The organism is uncultured Flavobacterium sp. (genome assembly GCF_963975005.1).
Classification (GTDB): domain Bacteria; phylum Bacteroidota; class Bacteroidia; order Flavobacteriales; family Flavobacteriaceae; genus Flavobacterium.
In genome coordinates, this window is record NZ_CAXBFR010000001.1 from 12,621 (window position 1) to 28,210 (window position 15,590).

16 protein-coding genes are annotated in these 15,590 nt (G+C 30.4%); 6 read left to right on the forward strand and 10 right to left on the reverse strand.

The window, feature by feature from the left end; translation table 11 throughout:
* The first annotated feature begins 61 nt into the window (after positions 1–61).
* From AACZ53_RS00070 to AACZ53_RS00085, 4 genes are all read left to right on the forward strand, one after another.
* Entirely contained in the window at positions 62–418 is a 357-nt protein-coding gene (locus AACZ53_RS00070) for a hypothetical protein (RefSeq protein ID WP_339833211.1), read from the forward strand.
* A gap of 100 nt (positions 419–518) precedes the next feature.
* Positions 519–1,538, forward strand: coding sequence for a phenylalanine--tRNA ligase subunit alpha (pheS, locus tag AACZ53_RS00075; protein ID WP_339833214.1), 1,020 nt, complete (start codon positions 519–521; stop codon positions 1,536–1,538).
* A gap of 53 nt (positions 1,539–1,591) precedes the next feature.
* On the forward strand, positions 1,592–1,999 hold the full coding sequence (locus AACZ53_RS00080) for a hypothetical protein (RefSeq protein WP_339833217.1): 408 nt from the start codon (positions 1,592–1,594) through the stop codon (positions 1,997–1,999).
* Between the two features lie 64 nt (positions 2,000–2,063).
* Entirely contained in the window at positions 2,064–4,895 is a 2,832-nt protein-coding gene (locus AACZ53_RS00085; RefSeq protein WP_339833220.1) for a GH92 family glycosyl hydrolase, read from the forward strand.
* Positions 4,896–4,959: 64 nt separating this feature from the next.
* Here AACZ53_RS00085 and AACZ53_RS00090 read toward each other — a convergent pair whose 3' ends face one another.
* From AACZ53_RS00090 to AACZ53_RS00100, 3 genes are all read right to left on the reverse strand, one after another.
* Positions 4,960–5,955, reverse strand: coding sequence for an NAD(P)H-dependent glycerol-3-phosphate dehydrogenase (locus tag AACZ53_RS00090; protein WP_339833223.1), 996 nt, complete (start codon positions 5,953–5,955; stop codon positions 4,960–4,962).
* A 343-nt stretch (positions 5,956–6,298) separates the two neighbouring features.
* Positions 6,299–7,480 carry an iron-containing alcohol dehydrogenase gene (locus AACZ53_RS00095; RefSeq protein WP_339833226.1) on the reverse strand — a complete coding sequence of 394 codons (1,182 nt, stop codon included), beginning with the start codon at positions 7,478–7,480 and terminating at the stop codon, positions 6,299–6,301.
* A gap of 4 nt (positions 7,481–7,484) precedes the next feature.
* Positions 7,485–8,276, reverse strand: a complete 792-nt coding sequence (locus AACZ53_RS00100; RefSeq protein ID WP_339833229.1) for a type 1 glutamine amidotransferase domain-containing protein — start codon at positions 8,274–8,276, stop codon at positions 7,485–7,487.
* An 87-nt stretch (positions 8,277–8,363) separates the two neighbouring features.
* Between AACZ53_RS00100 and AACZ53_RS00105 the strand changes: the two genes are divergently transcribed.
* Complete coding sequence (locus AACZ53_RS00105) at positions 8,364–9,263, forward strand: LysR family transcriptional regulator (RefSeq protein WP_339833232.1); 900 nt, start codon at positions 8,364–8,366, stop codon at positions 9,261–9,263.
* Between the two features lies 1 nt (position 9,264).
* Here the strand turns inward: AACZ53_RS00105 and nadD are convergent, their stop codons facing one another.
* The 6 genes from nadD to AACZ53_RS00135 all read right to left on the reverse strand — a co-directional run bounded on the left by nadD (position 9,265) and on the right by AACZ53_RS00135 (position 13,373).
* The gene (gene nadD / locus AACZ53_RS00110) at positions 9,265–9,846 is read right to left on the reverse strand and encodes a nicotinate (nicotinamide) nucleotide adenylyltransferase (protein WP_339833234.1); all 582 of its coding nucleotides are present in this window, start codon (positions 9,844–9,846) and stop codon (positions 9,265–9,267) included.
* 98 nt (positions 9,847–9,944) lie between these two features.
* Complete coding sequence (locus tag AACZ53_RS00115; protein WP_339833237.1) at positions 9,945–10,523, reverse strand: hypothetical protein; 579 nt, start codon at positions 10,521–10,523, stop codon at positions 9,945–9,947.
* Positions 10,524–10,527: 4 nt separating this feature from the next.
* Positions 10,528–11,100, reverse strand: a complete 573-nt coding sequence (gene gmk, locus AACZ53_RS00120; RefSeq protein ID WP_339833240.1) for a guanylate kinase — start codon at positions 11,098–11,100, stop codon at positions 10,528–10,530.
* A 111-nt stretch (positions 11,101–11,211) separates the two neighbouring features.
* Positions 11,212–12,072 (reverse strand): YicC/YloC family endoribonuclease, encoded by an 861-nt coding sequence (locus AACZ53_RS00125; RefSeq protein WP_339833243.1) that lies wholly within the window; start codon positions 12,070–12,072, stop codon positions 11,212–11,214.
* A gap of 52 nt (positions 12,073–12,124) precedes the next feature.
* On the reverse strand, positions 12,125–13,024 hold the full coding sequence (locus AACZ53_RS00130; protein WP_339833245.1) for a DMT family transporter: 900 nt from the start codon (positions 13,022–13,024) through the stop codon (positions 12,125–12,127).
* Positions 13,017–13,373 (reverse strand): ArsC/Spx/MgsR family protein, encoded by a 357-nt coding sequence (locus AACZ53_RS00135; protein ID WP_339833248.1) that lies wholly within the window; start codon positions 13,371–13,373, stop codon positions 13,017–13,019. Before AACZ53_RS00135 ends, AACZ53_RS00130 begins: the two co-directional genes overlap by 8 nt.
* An 80-nt stretch (positions 13,374–13,453) precedes the next feature.
* On the opposite strand from AACZ53_RS00135, the gene AACZ53_RS00140 reads away from it, so the two are divergent.
* Positions 13,454–14,599 carry a cystathionine gamma-synthase gene (locus AACZ53_RS00140; protein WP_339833250.1) on the forward strand — a complete coding sequence of 382 codons (1,146 nt, stop codon included), beginning with the start codon at positions 13,454–13,456 and terminating at the stop codon, positions 14,597–14,599.
* A 21-nt stretch (positions 14,600–14,620) separates the two neighbouring features.
* On the opposite strand, the gene AACZ53_RS00145 is transcribed toward AACZ53_RS00140, so the two are convergent.
* On the reverse strand, positions 14,621–15,589 hold the full coding sequence (locus AACZ53_RS00145; protein ID WP_339833252.1) for a DUF3078 domain-containing protein: 969 nt from the start codon (positions 15,587–15,589) through the stop codon (positions 14,621–14,623).
* Position 15,590 lies beyond the last annotated feature (1 nt).

The window sequence follows — 15,590 nt, forward strand, 5'->3', positions numbered from 1 at the left end:
TTGTTATTAGTTAAAGTTAGGTTAGATCTAACTTCTAACTTCTAACTTCTAATTTCAAAAGATGTCAAGAGACGAACAATTAAAAGAACGTTGGGAAACAGTAGTTTCGTTATTATCAAACAAATTTGCTGATGGTGACACGCTAGATCTTGATGCCATTATATACTTAATAGGAGTTCAAGAATTGGGAAAATTTAATCAAGAATTCAAAAAAGATGAGAAAGTAAACCTTATGCACATTGCTATTTGTCGTTTGCTTGAGCCTTATGGTTATTACGAATTTGATTATTTTGATGCTGAAGGTTGGCCTCACTATACTGTAAAAGAAGAACTACCAACACTAAAAGCTGGAGAACAATCGGTTTTAATGAAAGATGCAATTGTGAATTACTTTCTTGAAAAAGAAGTTATAAAATAGTGTTCAGTGTTCAGTTATTAGTGTTCAGTAAAAAAAACCTATAACCTAATACCGACAACCTAAAACCTTTTCACTAAATTTGCCCTTTACAAAATGAAAGATGATAGACAAGATTAAAATACACATTGAAGAAGCCAAAGCTTTCAATGCTGAAAACAAAGAAAAGTTAGAAGAGTTTCGTATTAAATATTTAGGTAGCAAAGGATTACTTAAAGAATTATTTGCCGAATTTAAAAATGTTCCTAACGAAATGAAAAAAGAATTCGGTCAAGTAATCAATCAATTGAAAACGACTGCCGAAGAAAAAGTAGCTTCTCTTCAAGAAGTTTTAGAAACAAAAGACGAAGCAAAAGGAACATATGGCGATTTAACGCGCCCAGGGGAACCAGTTGCTATTGGTTCTCGTCATCCTATTTCTATTGTAAAAAACCAAATCATTGATATATTTTCAACTTTAGGATTCAATGTTTCCGAAGGACCAGAAATTGAAGATGATTGGCATAATTTCACAGCCTTAAATTTACCAGAATATCACCCAGCACGTGATATGCAAGATACTTTCTTTACACAAACAAATCCCGATTTGCTTTTGCGCACACATACTTCATCTGTGCAAGTACGTTACATGGAAAACAACAAACCACCTATCAGAACTATTTCTCCAGGTCGTGTTTTTCGTAATGAAGCGGTTTCGGCTCGTTCACATTGTATTTTCCATCAAGTAGAAGGATTATACATTGATAAAGACGTGTCATTTGCTGACTTAAAACAGACTTTGTTGTACTTCACGAAAGAAATGTTTGGAAAGTCAAAAATTCGTCTTAGACCTTCTTATTTTCCATTTACAGAACCAAGTGCAGAAATAGATATTTATTGGGGTTTAAAAACAGAAACAGACTACAGAATCACTAAAGGAACCGGCTGGTTAGAAATTGGTGGTTGTGGAATGGTTGACCCAAATGTTCTAAAAAATTGCGGCATTGATTCTGAAGAATATTCAGGTTTTGCATTCGGAATGGGAGTAGAGCGTATTGCTATGCTTTTATACCAAATTGGAGACATCAGAATGTTTTATGAAAATGATGTTAGATTTTTAGAGCAATTTAAGGCAACTATATAATTTACTAGACCTAACAGGTTATCAAAATCTGTTAGGTTTTTTTATTTACATTTATGAAAGCAGATATAGAAATCCCAAAAGTAGAAAACGTTTACATAGTTGCTATCAATGAATTTAGCGATGATTTTCAAGAAAATTGTTGGTATGCCTATTTATTAAATGCAACAGATGAAACGCTAGAAATGGCTATGATTGTTTCAAAAGCTCACGGTTTAATTAATGGTGAAGAACGAAATACCATGCAATTACGTCACGCATTTGCAACACTTGCACCACAAACAGCTGTAAAAATGGAATTTTTAGAAAACAGTGTTTTACAACTAAACAATGAGTTTTCATTGTCCTATTTTATAGGAAATAAGATGTATGATAAAAATTTTGTATTTAAAGCCAACTCTATAAATATAAACGATCAAGTTGATTTACCTGTCATAAATAAACAAGGCATAATTGGTGTTTAAGAAATAACACTATTGTATTCCTCATAAAAATTCCTCAATTTTATAGCAAATTAAAACCTATAAAATGAGGAATTTTCTTTTTACTATACTTTTTATTACAAGTAGTGTATTTGCACAAGATTTTGCAAAACACGTAAATCCATTTATTGGAACTGGTGGACATGGACATACTTTTCCTGGTGCAACAACTCCTTATGGCATGGTGCAATTGTCCCCAGATACACGAATTGATGGAAGTTGGGACGGTTGCTCTGGTTATCATTATTCAGATAATTTGATTTATGGATTTTCTCATACTCATTTGAATGGAACTGGAGTTTCTGATTTTGGTGATATTATGTTGATGCCCACAATGGGAGAACCTTCATTTGATAAAGAAAAATATTCTTCTGATTTTTTACATCAAACCGAAAATGCTTCAGCCGGATATTACAGTGTAAAATTAGAAAAACATAATATTGATGTTCGATTAACTTCTTCAACTCGTGTTGGCTTTCACGAATATACATTCAATCATGATGGTCAAGCTAATATCATTTTAGATTTGAACCATCGAGATAAATTATTGGAAGGAAGAATTAGAGTAATTGATGATAAAACAGTTGAGGTTTTAAGAAGAAGTGAAGCTTGGGCAACCAATCAATACGTTTACGCTCGAATTGAGTTTAATGTCCCTTTAGAATTACTTAAAGCATCGACAGAATCGAATAATACTAACAATGAGTTTCCTAATAATATAGTAAAAGCAAGTTTCTCAAAACAAGTCCAAAAAGGAGAAAAAATTCTAGTAAAAGTATCACTTTCTCCAACAAGTTATGAAGGAGCAAAATTAAACAGTTCTGAAATTAAACATTGGGATTTTGAAAAAGTAAAGAAAGATGCAGAAGTACTTTGGAATAAAGAATTGTCAAAGATTGAAGTCAATTCTGATGATAAAGAAAAATTAGCCATTTTCTACACCGCTTTATATCACACCATGATGCAACCTAATATTGCTCAAGATTTAGACGGAAAATATCGTGGTCGTGATAACGAAATTCACACTGCTGAAGGATTTGATTATTACACCGTTTTTTCACTTTGGGACACGTTTCGAGCAGCTCACCCTTTATATACTTTGATTGATAAGAAACGAACTTCCGATTATATTAATACGTTTTTAAAACAATACGAACAAGGTGGAAGATTGCCGGTTTGGGAATTAGCTTCCAATGAAACCGATTGTATGATTGGATATCATTCTGTTTCAGTAATTGCAGATGCTATGGCAAAAGGAATTACAGGTTTTGATTACGAAAAAGCCTTCGAAGCTAGCAAAGCATCAGCGATGAGAGATGTTCTAGGATTAAAAGCTTACAAAGAAAACGGGTTTATTTCCATGGATGATGATCACGAAAGTGTTTCAAAAACATTGGAATATGCTTATGATGATTGGTGTATTGCTCAAATGGCTCAAATTTTAAATAAAAAAGAAGATTACGAATACTTTATGAAACGTTCGCAGAACTGGAAGAACATTTTCGATTGGAATACTGGTTTTATGCGTCCAAAGAAAAATGGAGGTTGGGACAAACCTTTTGACCCAAGAGAAGTGAATAATAATTATACAGAAGGAAATTCATGGCAATACTCATTTTTTGTACCTCAAGATATTCCTGGAATGATTGAAGCTTATGGTGGAGCAGAACAATTTGAAGCCAAACTAGACGAAATGTTCAACAGTGAAAGCAAAACTACAGGAAGAGAACAAGTTGATGTTACAGGTTTAATCGGACAATATGCGCACGGAAACGAACCAAGTCACCACATGGCTTATTTGTATAATTATGTTGGAAAACCAGAAAAAACCAACGAAAAAGTAAAATACATTTTAGAGAATTTCTATAAAAACACACCAGATGGTTTAATTGGAAACGAAGATTGCGGACAAATGAGTGCTTGGTATGTGTTGAGTTCGATGGGTACATATTTTGTAACACCAGGCACATTAGTAGATATATATGATAATGAAATGTTTTTCGAAAAAATCAAATTAACAAATGACAATAATGAATCAATTATTCTTTCAGAAAAAATTAAAAAAGAGTTAAAAGAAAAAGCTGTTGAGGAAGCGAATAATCGAGTTGAAAATAATAATTATCTTTTGGATGAAAGCTTTAAACCTGAATTAATAATTTCTGTTCCTGTAATTGAAGCTGAAAGTAAATCATTTAAAGATAAATTAAAAATTGAAATAAATTCTCAATTTTTAAACGATTCTATTTACTATATTATTCAAGAAAAAAATATAGATTATTCAACTATTAAAATGACTTATATAAAATACAAAAAGCCATTTTTTATTGATAAAACAACAACGATTAATGCTTTTATTAAAGATAAAAATAGTCAAAGCAACACCATTTCAGCCCAATTCTTCAAAAAGCCAAACGACTTTACAATTGACATTAAAGGAAAATACAATCCACAATATCACGCTGGTGGTGAAGATGGTTTGTTAGACGGAATTTACGGCAACGAAAACTGGAGAAAAGGCGAATGGCAAGGTTTTCAAAACCAAGATTTCGAATGTGTAGTAGATATGCAATCTACACATAAAATAAGTTCAATCACATCGAATTACTTACAAGATACACGTTCTTGGATATTAATGCCAACCAAAGTAGACTACTATATTTCTGAAGATAATGTCACATTTAAAAAAGTTGGAACTATTGAAAATACAGTTAATTCTAAAAATTATGAAACCATAATAAAACCTTTTGAACTAAAATTTAAATCACAAAAAGCTAGATATGTAAAAGTCGTAGCCACTAATTTTGGAAAACTTCCAGAATGGCATCAAGGTTTTGGAGGTGATGCGTTTATTTTTATAGATGAAATTGAAGTGAAGTAAAATATAAAAACCATTTAGAACTTATAGCCTAGCTTCTAAATGGTTTTATAATTTTATTTGAAAATTAATCTAATTTATCAGTCAATTTAGCAAATACTTTTTTGGCTTCTTTACCTTCATACAAAATTTGATACACGGCATCAATAATTGGAGTTTTAGCACCATATTCTTGATTCAATTTATAAGCACTTTTAGCAGCATAATAGCCTTCAGCAACCATGCTCATTTCCATTTGTGCTGATTTAACGGTGTAGCCTTTTCCAATCATGTTTCCAAACATTCTATTTCTAGAAAACACGGAATAACCTGTAACTAATAAATCTCCTAAATAAGCAGAATCATTAATATTACGTTTCATTTTATGTACTTTTCGAATAAATTTTTTCATTTCACGAATTCCGTTACTCATCAAAACCGATTGAAAGTTATCTCCATAACCTAATCCATGAGCAATTCCGGCAGCGATAGCATAAATATTTTTTAACATGGCTGCATATTCAGTCCCAATAATATCATCTGAAGTTTTGGCCTTGATATAATCTCCACTTAAATTAGTTGCCATTATTTCGGCTTTATTTAAATCTCCACATGCAATTGTTAAATAAGATAAACGTTCCAAAGCAACTTCTTCCGCATGACAAGGACCAGTGATTACTCCAATATTTTCATACGGAATATCATATTTTTTATGAAAATGTTCCCCAACAATTAAACTAGTTTCAGGAACAATTCCTTTAATAGCAGAAAAAATGACTTTATCTTTTAAACTTTCTGTAAGTTTTTCCAATTCACCACTCAAAAAAGCAGAAGGAATAGCAAATATTACATAATCAGCAAAAGCAACAGCTTCATTGATGTCATTGGTTAACTTAAGTTTTTTAATGTCAAATTCAACTGAACTTAAATAATTAGGATTATGTTTTTGATGTTTTAAATGTTCTAAAGCATAGACATTTCGCATGTACCATGCAATTTCAGTTTGGTTTTCACATAACATTTTGGCAATTGCTGTTGCCCAACTTCCGCCACCAATAACTGCAAACTTTGGATTTGAATTCATTTCTCAATCGATTAAGTAACCAAAATTAGCAAATTAAAACGCATTATCAAATCAATTGTTAAAAGTGTTAAGGGAAAGTTTAACAAAATTTTAAATTTCTTAGTACAATTTAAAATTCATCAAAGCGTTTTTAGTTGAGTAATATGTTCAAAATATTACAAATACATAAATTAGTTGGGTTAAGTTAATTTTTGTTTTGGGGTTAAAAGAAAAGCGTTCAAGTTGAAAAACCTGAACGCTTTTTGATTTTAATTATAACTCTTTTTTCTCTCCATTGGATAAAGCCAAACTACAGTAAATATAAAGTGTTGAAAATCTAATATCCGAAAACCGAGCATCGAAATTAATAACTCATTTCCACAATTTCTCTTACTTTGTCTGGAGTAATGTTTTGTTTTTCTCCTAAAGCTTTCCAGCCTCTTTCTTCAAAACGATTTACTATGAAGTCAGCAGTTTTTGAAAAATCTTCATCTGTGTTTTCAGATAATTTAGTTTTCATTCCCATAGTGTGGAAAAAAGCTACTGTTTTTTCAATCGCTTTTTCTGCAATTTCTTCTGTTGAACCTTCTTGAATATTCCAAACACGTTTTCCGTATTGCGCTAATTTGTCTTTCTTAGTTTCAAACATTATTCTGTATAAGTTTGGACCAATGATAGCTAAAGTTCTTGCATGATCAATTTCGTATAAAGCTGTTAATTCGTGACCAATCATGTGTGTTGCCCAATCTGACGGAACACCTTTCTGGATTAATCCATTTAAAGCCATTGTTGCACACCAAACAAAGTTAGAAGCCAATTTGTAGTCTTTTGGATTTTCAACTACATCTGGACCAATTTCAACTAAAGTTTGTAAAATGCTTTCTGCTATTCTATCTTGTAAAATAGCATCATGCCTGTAAGTCAAATACTGTTCCATTGTGTGTGTAAAAGCATCTACAACACCATTTTGTAATTGTCTTTTTGGTAAAGATGTAATTACAGTTGGGTCAACAATGGAGAATTTTGGAAATAAAGCACTTCCGCCCAAAGTTAATTTTTCTTGTGTTTCGTTAATCGTAACGACTGCTCCTGAATTCATTTCTGATCCTGTTGCTGGTAAAGTTAAAACTGTTCCAAAAGGTACTACATTGTCACCTTCTTTGAAAAGAATTCTTTTTCTTAAAATTTCAGCGGCATCACCTTCGTAGTTTACAGCTGCAGAAATAAACTTTGTTCCATCAATAACACTTCCACCACCAACTGCTAAAATAAATCCGATTTTTTGTTCGCGGACGATTTCAACAGCTTTCATTAAAGTTTCATATCTCGGATTTGGTTCTATTCCACCAAATTCTACAATATTATTTTCTTCAAATTGTGTTGCTAAAGCAGTTTTTACTTGGTCGTAAACACCATTTTTGAAAATACTTCCACCACCATAAGTGATAAGAATTTTTGTATTTGCAGGTACTAAATCTTTTAATTTTTCAATTTGTCCTTTACCAAAGACATAATTTACTGGATTATATAATTCGAAATTGTTCATTTTATTATTTTTTTAATTGTTCTAATAATTTTTGAGCTACTAATTTAGAGGAAGCAGGGTTTTGACCTGTTATCAGTAAACCATCTTCAACTGCATAAGGTGCCCAATTTTCACCTTTACTATATTCTGCTCCGTTTGCTTTTAAAGCATCTTCTAATAAAAATGGAACTACTTTGGTTAAACCAACAGCTTCTTCTTCTTCATTAGTGAAACCAGTAACTTTTTTACCTTTAACTAAATACTCTCCGTTAACTTTTACATCTTTTAAAACAGCAGGTGCGTGACATACAAAAGCAACTGGTTTATTGTTTGTGTAAAATGATTCGATTAAAGATATCGAATTTTTATCAGATACTAAATCCCATAATGGTCCATGACCACCTGGATAAAATACAGCATCATAATCGGCTTGATTTATCTCAGCTAATTTAACTGTATTTGCTAATTTTTCTTGTAACGCTGCATCAGCATCAAATCTTTTAGTGTCTTCTGTAGCTGAACTTGGATCAGCACTTTTTGGATCAATTGGAGGTTGTCCACCTAATGGGGAAGCAATTGTTATTTCTACTCCTTTGTCTGCTAATTCATAATATGGAGCTGCAAATTCTTCTATCCAAAATCCTGTTTTTTCTCCTGTGTTTCCTAAGTCTTCGTGACTAGTTAAAACAAATAATACCTTTTTCATAGTTTCTTTTTTTGTTATTTGATTTTCTTGTGTTGTTGTTTCAGTTGTGTTTTCTTTGTCTTTACAACTTACTGACAAAATTACGATTAATGCTACTGCTATGCGTTTCATGATTTGTTATTTATTTTACAAAATTACATCATATATGGTATTAGTAAAAATAATTTAAATTATGTTTGTGATAAATATATTTATATCATGGTGAGTTTAGAATGGTACAGAACTTTTAAATCCGTTTACAAAAACGAAAACTTTTCACAAGCTGCAAAAGAATTGTTTATTAGTCAACCAGCTGTTAGTCAGCAAATAGCAATGTTGGAAGCACATGTAGGTTATAAATTATTCAATCGAAAATCAAAAGGAGTAGAACCAACAGAATATGCAAAGTTATTAAATAACTTAATTATTGAAGCATTGGATCGTTTAGAAAGTGTTGAAAATGGTTTCCGTGAAAAAGCATTTAGTTCGAATAGATTAGTTTCAGTTGGTATCTCAAAACATTTGTTTGCTAGTATCGGGACTAAACTAATTTCAAAATTTGATTTTATTGACTTTACTTATGGTGAAAATGAAGAATTATTCAATTTAGTCAATGATAAAAAAATTGATTTTGCTATTGTAACCCAAAAATTCGTCACTTTTGATACGGTTCAAAAAGAGTTGGGGAAAATCAAGCAAATAATCGTTGCAAGTAATGATTTGGATTTAAAAGGTGTTATGAATGAAATCAAAAATCAAAAATATTCATATGTTGAAAATTGGTTAAACGAACAAAAGTGGTATAATTTTGATGCTCGAATTCCGCACGTGAAGTTGTTTTGGTTGCATGTTTTTGATAAAAAAAGACCTTCCATGGTTTCTAACTATATTATCCCATCTGAATCGGAAATGTTAGCTACTTTGGCAGAAAACTCAGGTGTTTCAGTTGTTTGGGATATTAATGCAAAGCATTACTTAAATAAAAATAAAATTCAATTGGTTTGGAATAGTTCAAAAATGCCATCCACAGAAGTTTTTTTATTGGCTCGAAAAAATGATACGTTGAATGCAGTTTTAGATGAAGTAAAAGAAGAAATTAGAACTTATATGTTAGAATAAATTACTTCTTATAAAATAAATTATGTTCGACATATTCCCAAACTTCTTTAGGTAGCATGGGAACAATATTTTTGTCATTTTTGATGCTTTCGCGAATAAATGTCGAAGATAATTCAACTATCGGAGCACCAATCCTGTGAATTTTAGGATGATTTACAAATTGATCATCCATTTCACCAGAATTCAATCTTGGATAAACATAAATAGCATGATTTTTCAAGATAACTTCATAGTTTTTCCACTTGTGAAGCGAATTCAAGTTGTCTTCACCCATGATTAAAGAAAATTTGTGCTGTGGAAATTTTTCAAACAAATGAGCTAAAGTATTTACCGTGTAATTTGGTTGAGGTAATTTGAATTCAATATCTGAAGGTTGAATTTTTGGAAAATCTTTAGTAGCCAAATGCACCATTTCTAAACGATGATAATCATCTAAAAGTGTATTCTTCTTCTTGTGTGGATTATGAGGCGTAACAACCATCCAAATTTGATCTAAATCAGAATGTTCAGCCATATGATTGGCAATAATCATGTGACCCACATGAATTGGATTGAATGTTCCGAAATATAAACCGATTTTCATTTTTTTTGTTTCACAGAGTTTTACAAAGTTTTTCACAGAGTTTTACAAAGTTTTGTGTCTCTTTGTGTTTAACTTAGTAATACTTTGTGCTATATTTTTTATTCTTTTGTCGCACAGTTAGAATTATAAAACTCGACTATCTCATCATAGTTTTTCTTTTTAAATTCTTTTTTTTCTACTTTAGTTACTATTTCTAGACAATCTGTAAAATAAGAATTTATGAACTTTTTAAAACTATTACCTACATAACCAAAAGCGGCACATTGTTGAGCAATTTCTTCCGTTTGTTTTTTTAAATAATAAGTTGAAGAGCTTCTAAATCCACCCATTCCACTTCCACCAAAATTTGAGCTATATTGTGTTGTGTTTTCTGTATAAAGTCTTAAAAAACCATCAGCTAATATTTCAAGTATAACAGGTTTTTTATTTTCTTTAATAACTACATATTCAAATTTTGATTTTTTACCTTTTTTGTCTATTACTGTTGCTTCTTTAGCATTTTCATAATCATAGGTTATACTTTTTTCTTCAAGTGAAGATCTAAATTTAATTTTATTTGAAACACTTACATAGCCATTTAAAATTGTACCATCGATTAATGTAACGGTTCCTTTTTCTTTTTGTGCAAAAGAGAAATAAGTTGATAATGCAAAAATAAATAAGAGTACTTTTTTCATGATTTTATTTTTTAATAAAATTTTTCACCAATTGATAAGCTTCTTCCTTAGCTGTATCTAAATCGTAATTTTTAATGATTTTGTCAAATTGAGGTGCAGTTGCTAATTCAACAGAAGCTTTTGCAACACGCATATTTATTTTGTCTTCACTTTCTGTGGAACGTAATTTTAACCTTCTTTTTAATTCGTCTACGCTTGGTGGTTTTACAAAAACAGCTAAAGTTTGTTCTGGAAATTTATGTTTAATACGTAATCCACCAACAACATCAATATCAAAAATTACATGTTTTCCTAAAGCCCAAATTCGTTCAATTTCAGCTTTTAAAGTTCCGTAAAAATTATCCGTGTAAACTTCTTCCCATTCTACAAAGTCTTCGGCTTTAATATGATTTTTAAATTCTTCCCAAGAAATGAAATAATAATCTGTACCATTAATTTCTGTTCCTCTCGGTTCACGCGTTGTACATGAAATTGAGAATTCTAAATTTAATTCTTCTTTTTCTAATAAGTGTCTTACTATGGTAGTTTTTCCAGAACCTGATGGCGCTGAGAAAACAAATAATTTTCCTTTAGTCATTTTATGCTGAACTTGTTTCAGCATCTCGCGATGCTTAATAATATTTAATTTGAACTTGTTTCAGCATCTTTCCATGCTGAAAATTTATATTTTTAATCTTTATATGTGCTTTTAAAGCACATTCAATACTTGTTCCTTAATTTTCTCCAATTCATCTTTCATTTGCACTACTAATTTTTGCATTTCGGTATGATTAGACTTTGAACCCATTGTATTGATTTCTCTACCAATTTCTTGGGTAATGAATCCAAGTTTTCTTCCTAAAGCTTCTTCGTTTTGCATTGTTTCTAAGAAATATTTTAAATGATTTCCTAAACGAACTCTTTCTTCTGTGATGTCATATTTCTCCAAATAAAAAATCAATTCTTGTTCAAAACGATTTTCATCAATAGTAGCTTTTAGTTCTTCTAATGCTGTGCGAAGTCTAGTTTTTACTGTTTCAACTCTTTCAGCATCATAAGAAACGGCTTCATTCATCAAGTTTTCAATATTTGAAATTCTTAACTTAAATTCTTTTTCCAAAGAAAGCCCTTCATCACTTCTAAAAGTGGCAATATTGTCCAAAGCTTCATTAATTACTTTTTCAATTTGAAGCCATTCTGTTTTGTCTAATTCTTCGCGTTCTGTTTTTAATGCATCAGGCATTCTGACAGCCATTTTCATTAATTCAGTTTCATCTGCATTAGGAATAACTTCTTTCATTTGATTAATATATCCTTTAACAATTGGTACATTAATTTTAGCGGAAGTTTCTTCACCAGTTACTTCTATATATAACGAAAAATCAATTTTTCCACGTTCTAATCTTTGTGCAATTGTATTTCGAATTTGTAATTCCATTTCTCTATAAACAGAAGGAGTTCTTACGTTTAAGTCTAATCCTTTACTGTTTAATGATTTAATTTCTACTGTTATTTTTTTGTTTGATAATTGCATAAATGCTTTACCAAAACCTGTCATTGATTGTATCATATTGTGTTTTAAAGAATTCAAAGATAATAAAAAGTGTTCAGTCTTTAGTTTTTTACTCTTCAGTAGTTTTTAGGTTCTTTTTATGAGTAACTAAATACACTCCAACAAAAATTAAAATAGCTGAAATTACCTTAATAAAATTAAGTTCATCTTTTTGAAGACTAATTGCAATTATTGAAGCAAATAATGGTTGTAAATAGATAAAAACCGATAAAGTTGTAGGCTTTAATTCTTTCATTGCCATCAGATTAATTAAATAAGCTAAGAATGTTGTAAACAAAACTACAAAACCAATATTGTAATAAATAGTAGTTGGAATGCTTTCCCAATTAATTTCTATAAATTCTTGATAGCCAAAAGGAAGTACAAACAATAATCCGAAAGTATAAATCCATTTAATAAATGTAAAAGCATGATATTTAGTGATCAGTTTTTTAATAATAATCAAATAAACGGCATAAGCTGAAGCATTAATAAAAACTAAAAAGTTACCAAAACTAGCATTTGGACTGTTTTCAATATCTTTTCCATAAAGTATTAAAATTGAAGTTCCTGTAAGTCCAATAAATATTCCAATGACTTTTTTGAGTTTAATTTTTTCTTTTAGTAGAATTGCCGATAAAATCAAAACCAAAATAGGAGCAGTAACCATAATTACTGATGCACTAATCGGTGAAGTCATGCTTAATCCCTTAAAAAAAGTCAGTTGATTTATCGCGACACCAAATAAAGCAGCTGCAATTATTCTTGGAAAATCATTTAAAGCAATTTTTTCTTTCGGACCAAAAAAGGTTAAGAGCCAAAATAAAAAAGCACCACCAATAGCTCTTATTAAAATAAAGCCATAAGGTTTTACATAAATAGGCATAACTTCTTTAGCAAAAATAAAAGTTGCACCATAAATTAAAGCGACAAATGTTGCGCCAATTAAGGCTAAGATCCTTTTAGACATTTTTTAAAGTCTTCATTAGTTTTAAAATATTAGGTTGTGTGTTTCCTATAAATATTTCATTTTTTATTATAAAAACAGGTCTGCTTAAAAAGGTATAATGTTCTAAAATCAATGCTTTGTAATCGTCTTCAGTCAGTTTTTGATTTTTTAAATTTCTTTCTTTATATAATTGAGCTCTTTTACTGAACAAGGCTTCATAACTTCCAGCTAATTCGTGCATTTTTTCTATTTCTTCAACTGTAATTTTATCTTGTCTGATGTCTTGAAATTCTAATTCAATTCCTTTTGGTAAAGATTTAATGATTTTTCTACAAGTATCACATGAAGCTAAGTAGTATATTTTATCCATTTGGTCTAAAATTTTAATTTGAATGCAAAAATACGGTAGTTATTGTCTTTAAAATAATTATTTTTAACAAAATTCTACAAATGAAATTCAATACTAAAACCATACACGGTGGACAACACCATGAAAAAACAACAGGTTCAGTAATGACTCCTATTTTTCAAACATCAACTTTTGCACAAACCAGTCCAGGTAAACCTATTGGTGAATACAAATATGCAAGATCAGCAAATCCAACTAGAACAGCTTTAGAAGATTCTTTAGCAAGTATAGAAAACGGAACAAGAGGTTTAGCTTTTGCTTCGGGTTTAGCGGCTACAGATGCTGTAATGAAAATGCTAAAACCAGGTGATGATGTTATTGCGATAGACAATTTGTATGGTGGAACCTATAGGATGTTTACCAAGGTTTATCAAGATTTTGGAATAAAGTTCCATTTTGTTGACATGACTGATTTAAAAAAGCTCGAATCTTTAATAAATAAAAAAACAAAATTAGTTTGGCTTGAAACACCTACAAATCCTTTAATGAAATTAGCTGATATTGCTGAAGTTTCTAAAATTACTAAAAGGCATAAATTACTTTTAGCTGTAGACAATACTTTTGCAACACCTTATCTGCAAAAGCCTTTGGATTTAGGTGCTGATATTGTAATGCATTCAGCAACAAAATATTTAGGAGGACATTCAGATGTGATTGCTGGTGCTTTAATCGTGAAAGATAAAGAACTCGGCGAAAAATTACATTTTACACAATTTGCAACAGGTGGAATTTTAGGACCAATGGATTGTTATTTGGTTTTAAGAGGAATCAAAACCTTACATTTGAGAATGCAACGCCATTGTGAAAATGGAATAAAAGTAGCTGAATACTTAAGCTCACATTCAGCAGTTAAAAGAGTTTATTATCCTGGATTAGAAAGCCATCCAAATCACGATATTGCAAAAAAACAAATGATTGGTGGTTTTGGAGGAATGGTTTCATTTACTTTTAAATCTGGAAAAATGGAAGATGCTGTTGCTTTTTTTCAAAAATTAAAAGTATTTACTTTAGCAGAGTCATTAGGCGGAGTAGAATCTTTGGCAAATCATTCAGCCACTATGACTCACGGTTCTTTAACCAAAGAAGAAAGAGCAGAAATTGGAATTACTGATGATTTAGTTCGTTTGAGTGTTGGAGTAGAAGATATAGATGATTTAATTGATGATTTAGAGCAAGCGCTATCTTAAAAAGAAAACTAAAAACCATCGCTATCCTGTAGTGATGGTTTTTTTCTTGAATTCGTATACTATTCCTATTCCCATAATTTGTTTTAGTTGAATTTTTGGGCCAGAAATAACTTGAATGTTATCTACTTGTTTTTTGGTTTTTATGTCGTCATCATAAATTAATTGTGTTCCGATACTTGCTTTTACATATTCATTTACTGTCATTTCAAACTGTATTTGCCAATTAACATCTATGTTTCCAAAATGGTTTAAATAATCAGAATATAAAGAAATGCGATTCTCAAACATAATGTTTTTATAAATTTCTGTTTCCCATTCGTTGCTAACTAAAACACCTAGTTCGGTTCTTGATTTTTTTCCTAAAGAAACTATATTCCCATTTTCATCATAAATTGCTTTATCTACACCAAAAGCACCTTCATTTGCTAGCCTTTGATTAAGAACTAAAGTTGTTTTATGAGTTAAAGGAGATAAATAAAATCTAAGATGTTCTTTTTTGTTAAAGTATTCAGCACCAATTCCTAAGAAAAAATAAGCAGGTGCAAAAGGAGCAGAAATAGAAACATCGGTATTTGGATAAGCATATCCATTGTAAAATTGCGTATTGAAATTAAATTTTCCGGCATAAAACCATTTTGAAATAGTATCATTCCTAAAAGAAACTGTTGAGTTAATTTGTAATTGATCATCTGTCTTTCTCAACTCTTGTCCTTCTTGTTTGTTTATTCCATATCGAAAAATTAATTCGTTGTCCCAATTGAGTTTCTCAATATTGTAATCTCTTTTAAAATTTCCTTTCAAAAGTCCAGAAATCGAATTGTTTCCACCTGCATTCCAGTTTACAAATGAAATTTGTGAAATATCAAAACCAACTTTATTTTTTGATTTCCAATATGATATTGTGTCAGGCAATTTAGTTCTTATAACTTGAGAAAACCCATTTTGAAAAAGGAGTAATGAAGCTATGATAAATATTATTTTTTTAAACATG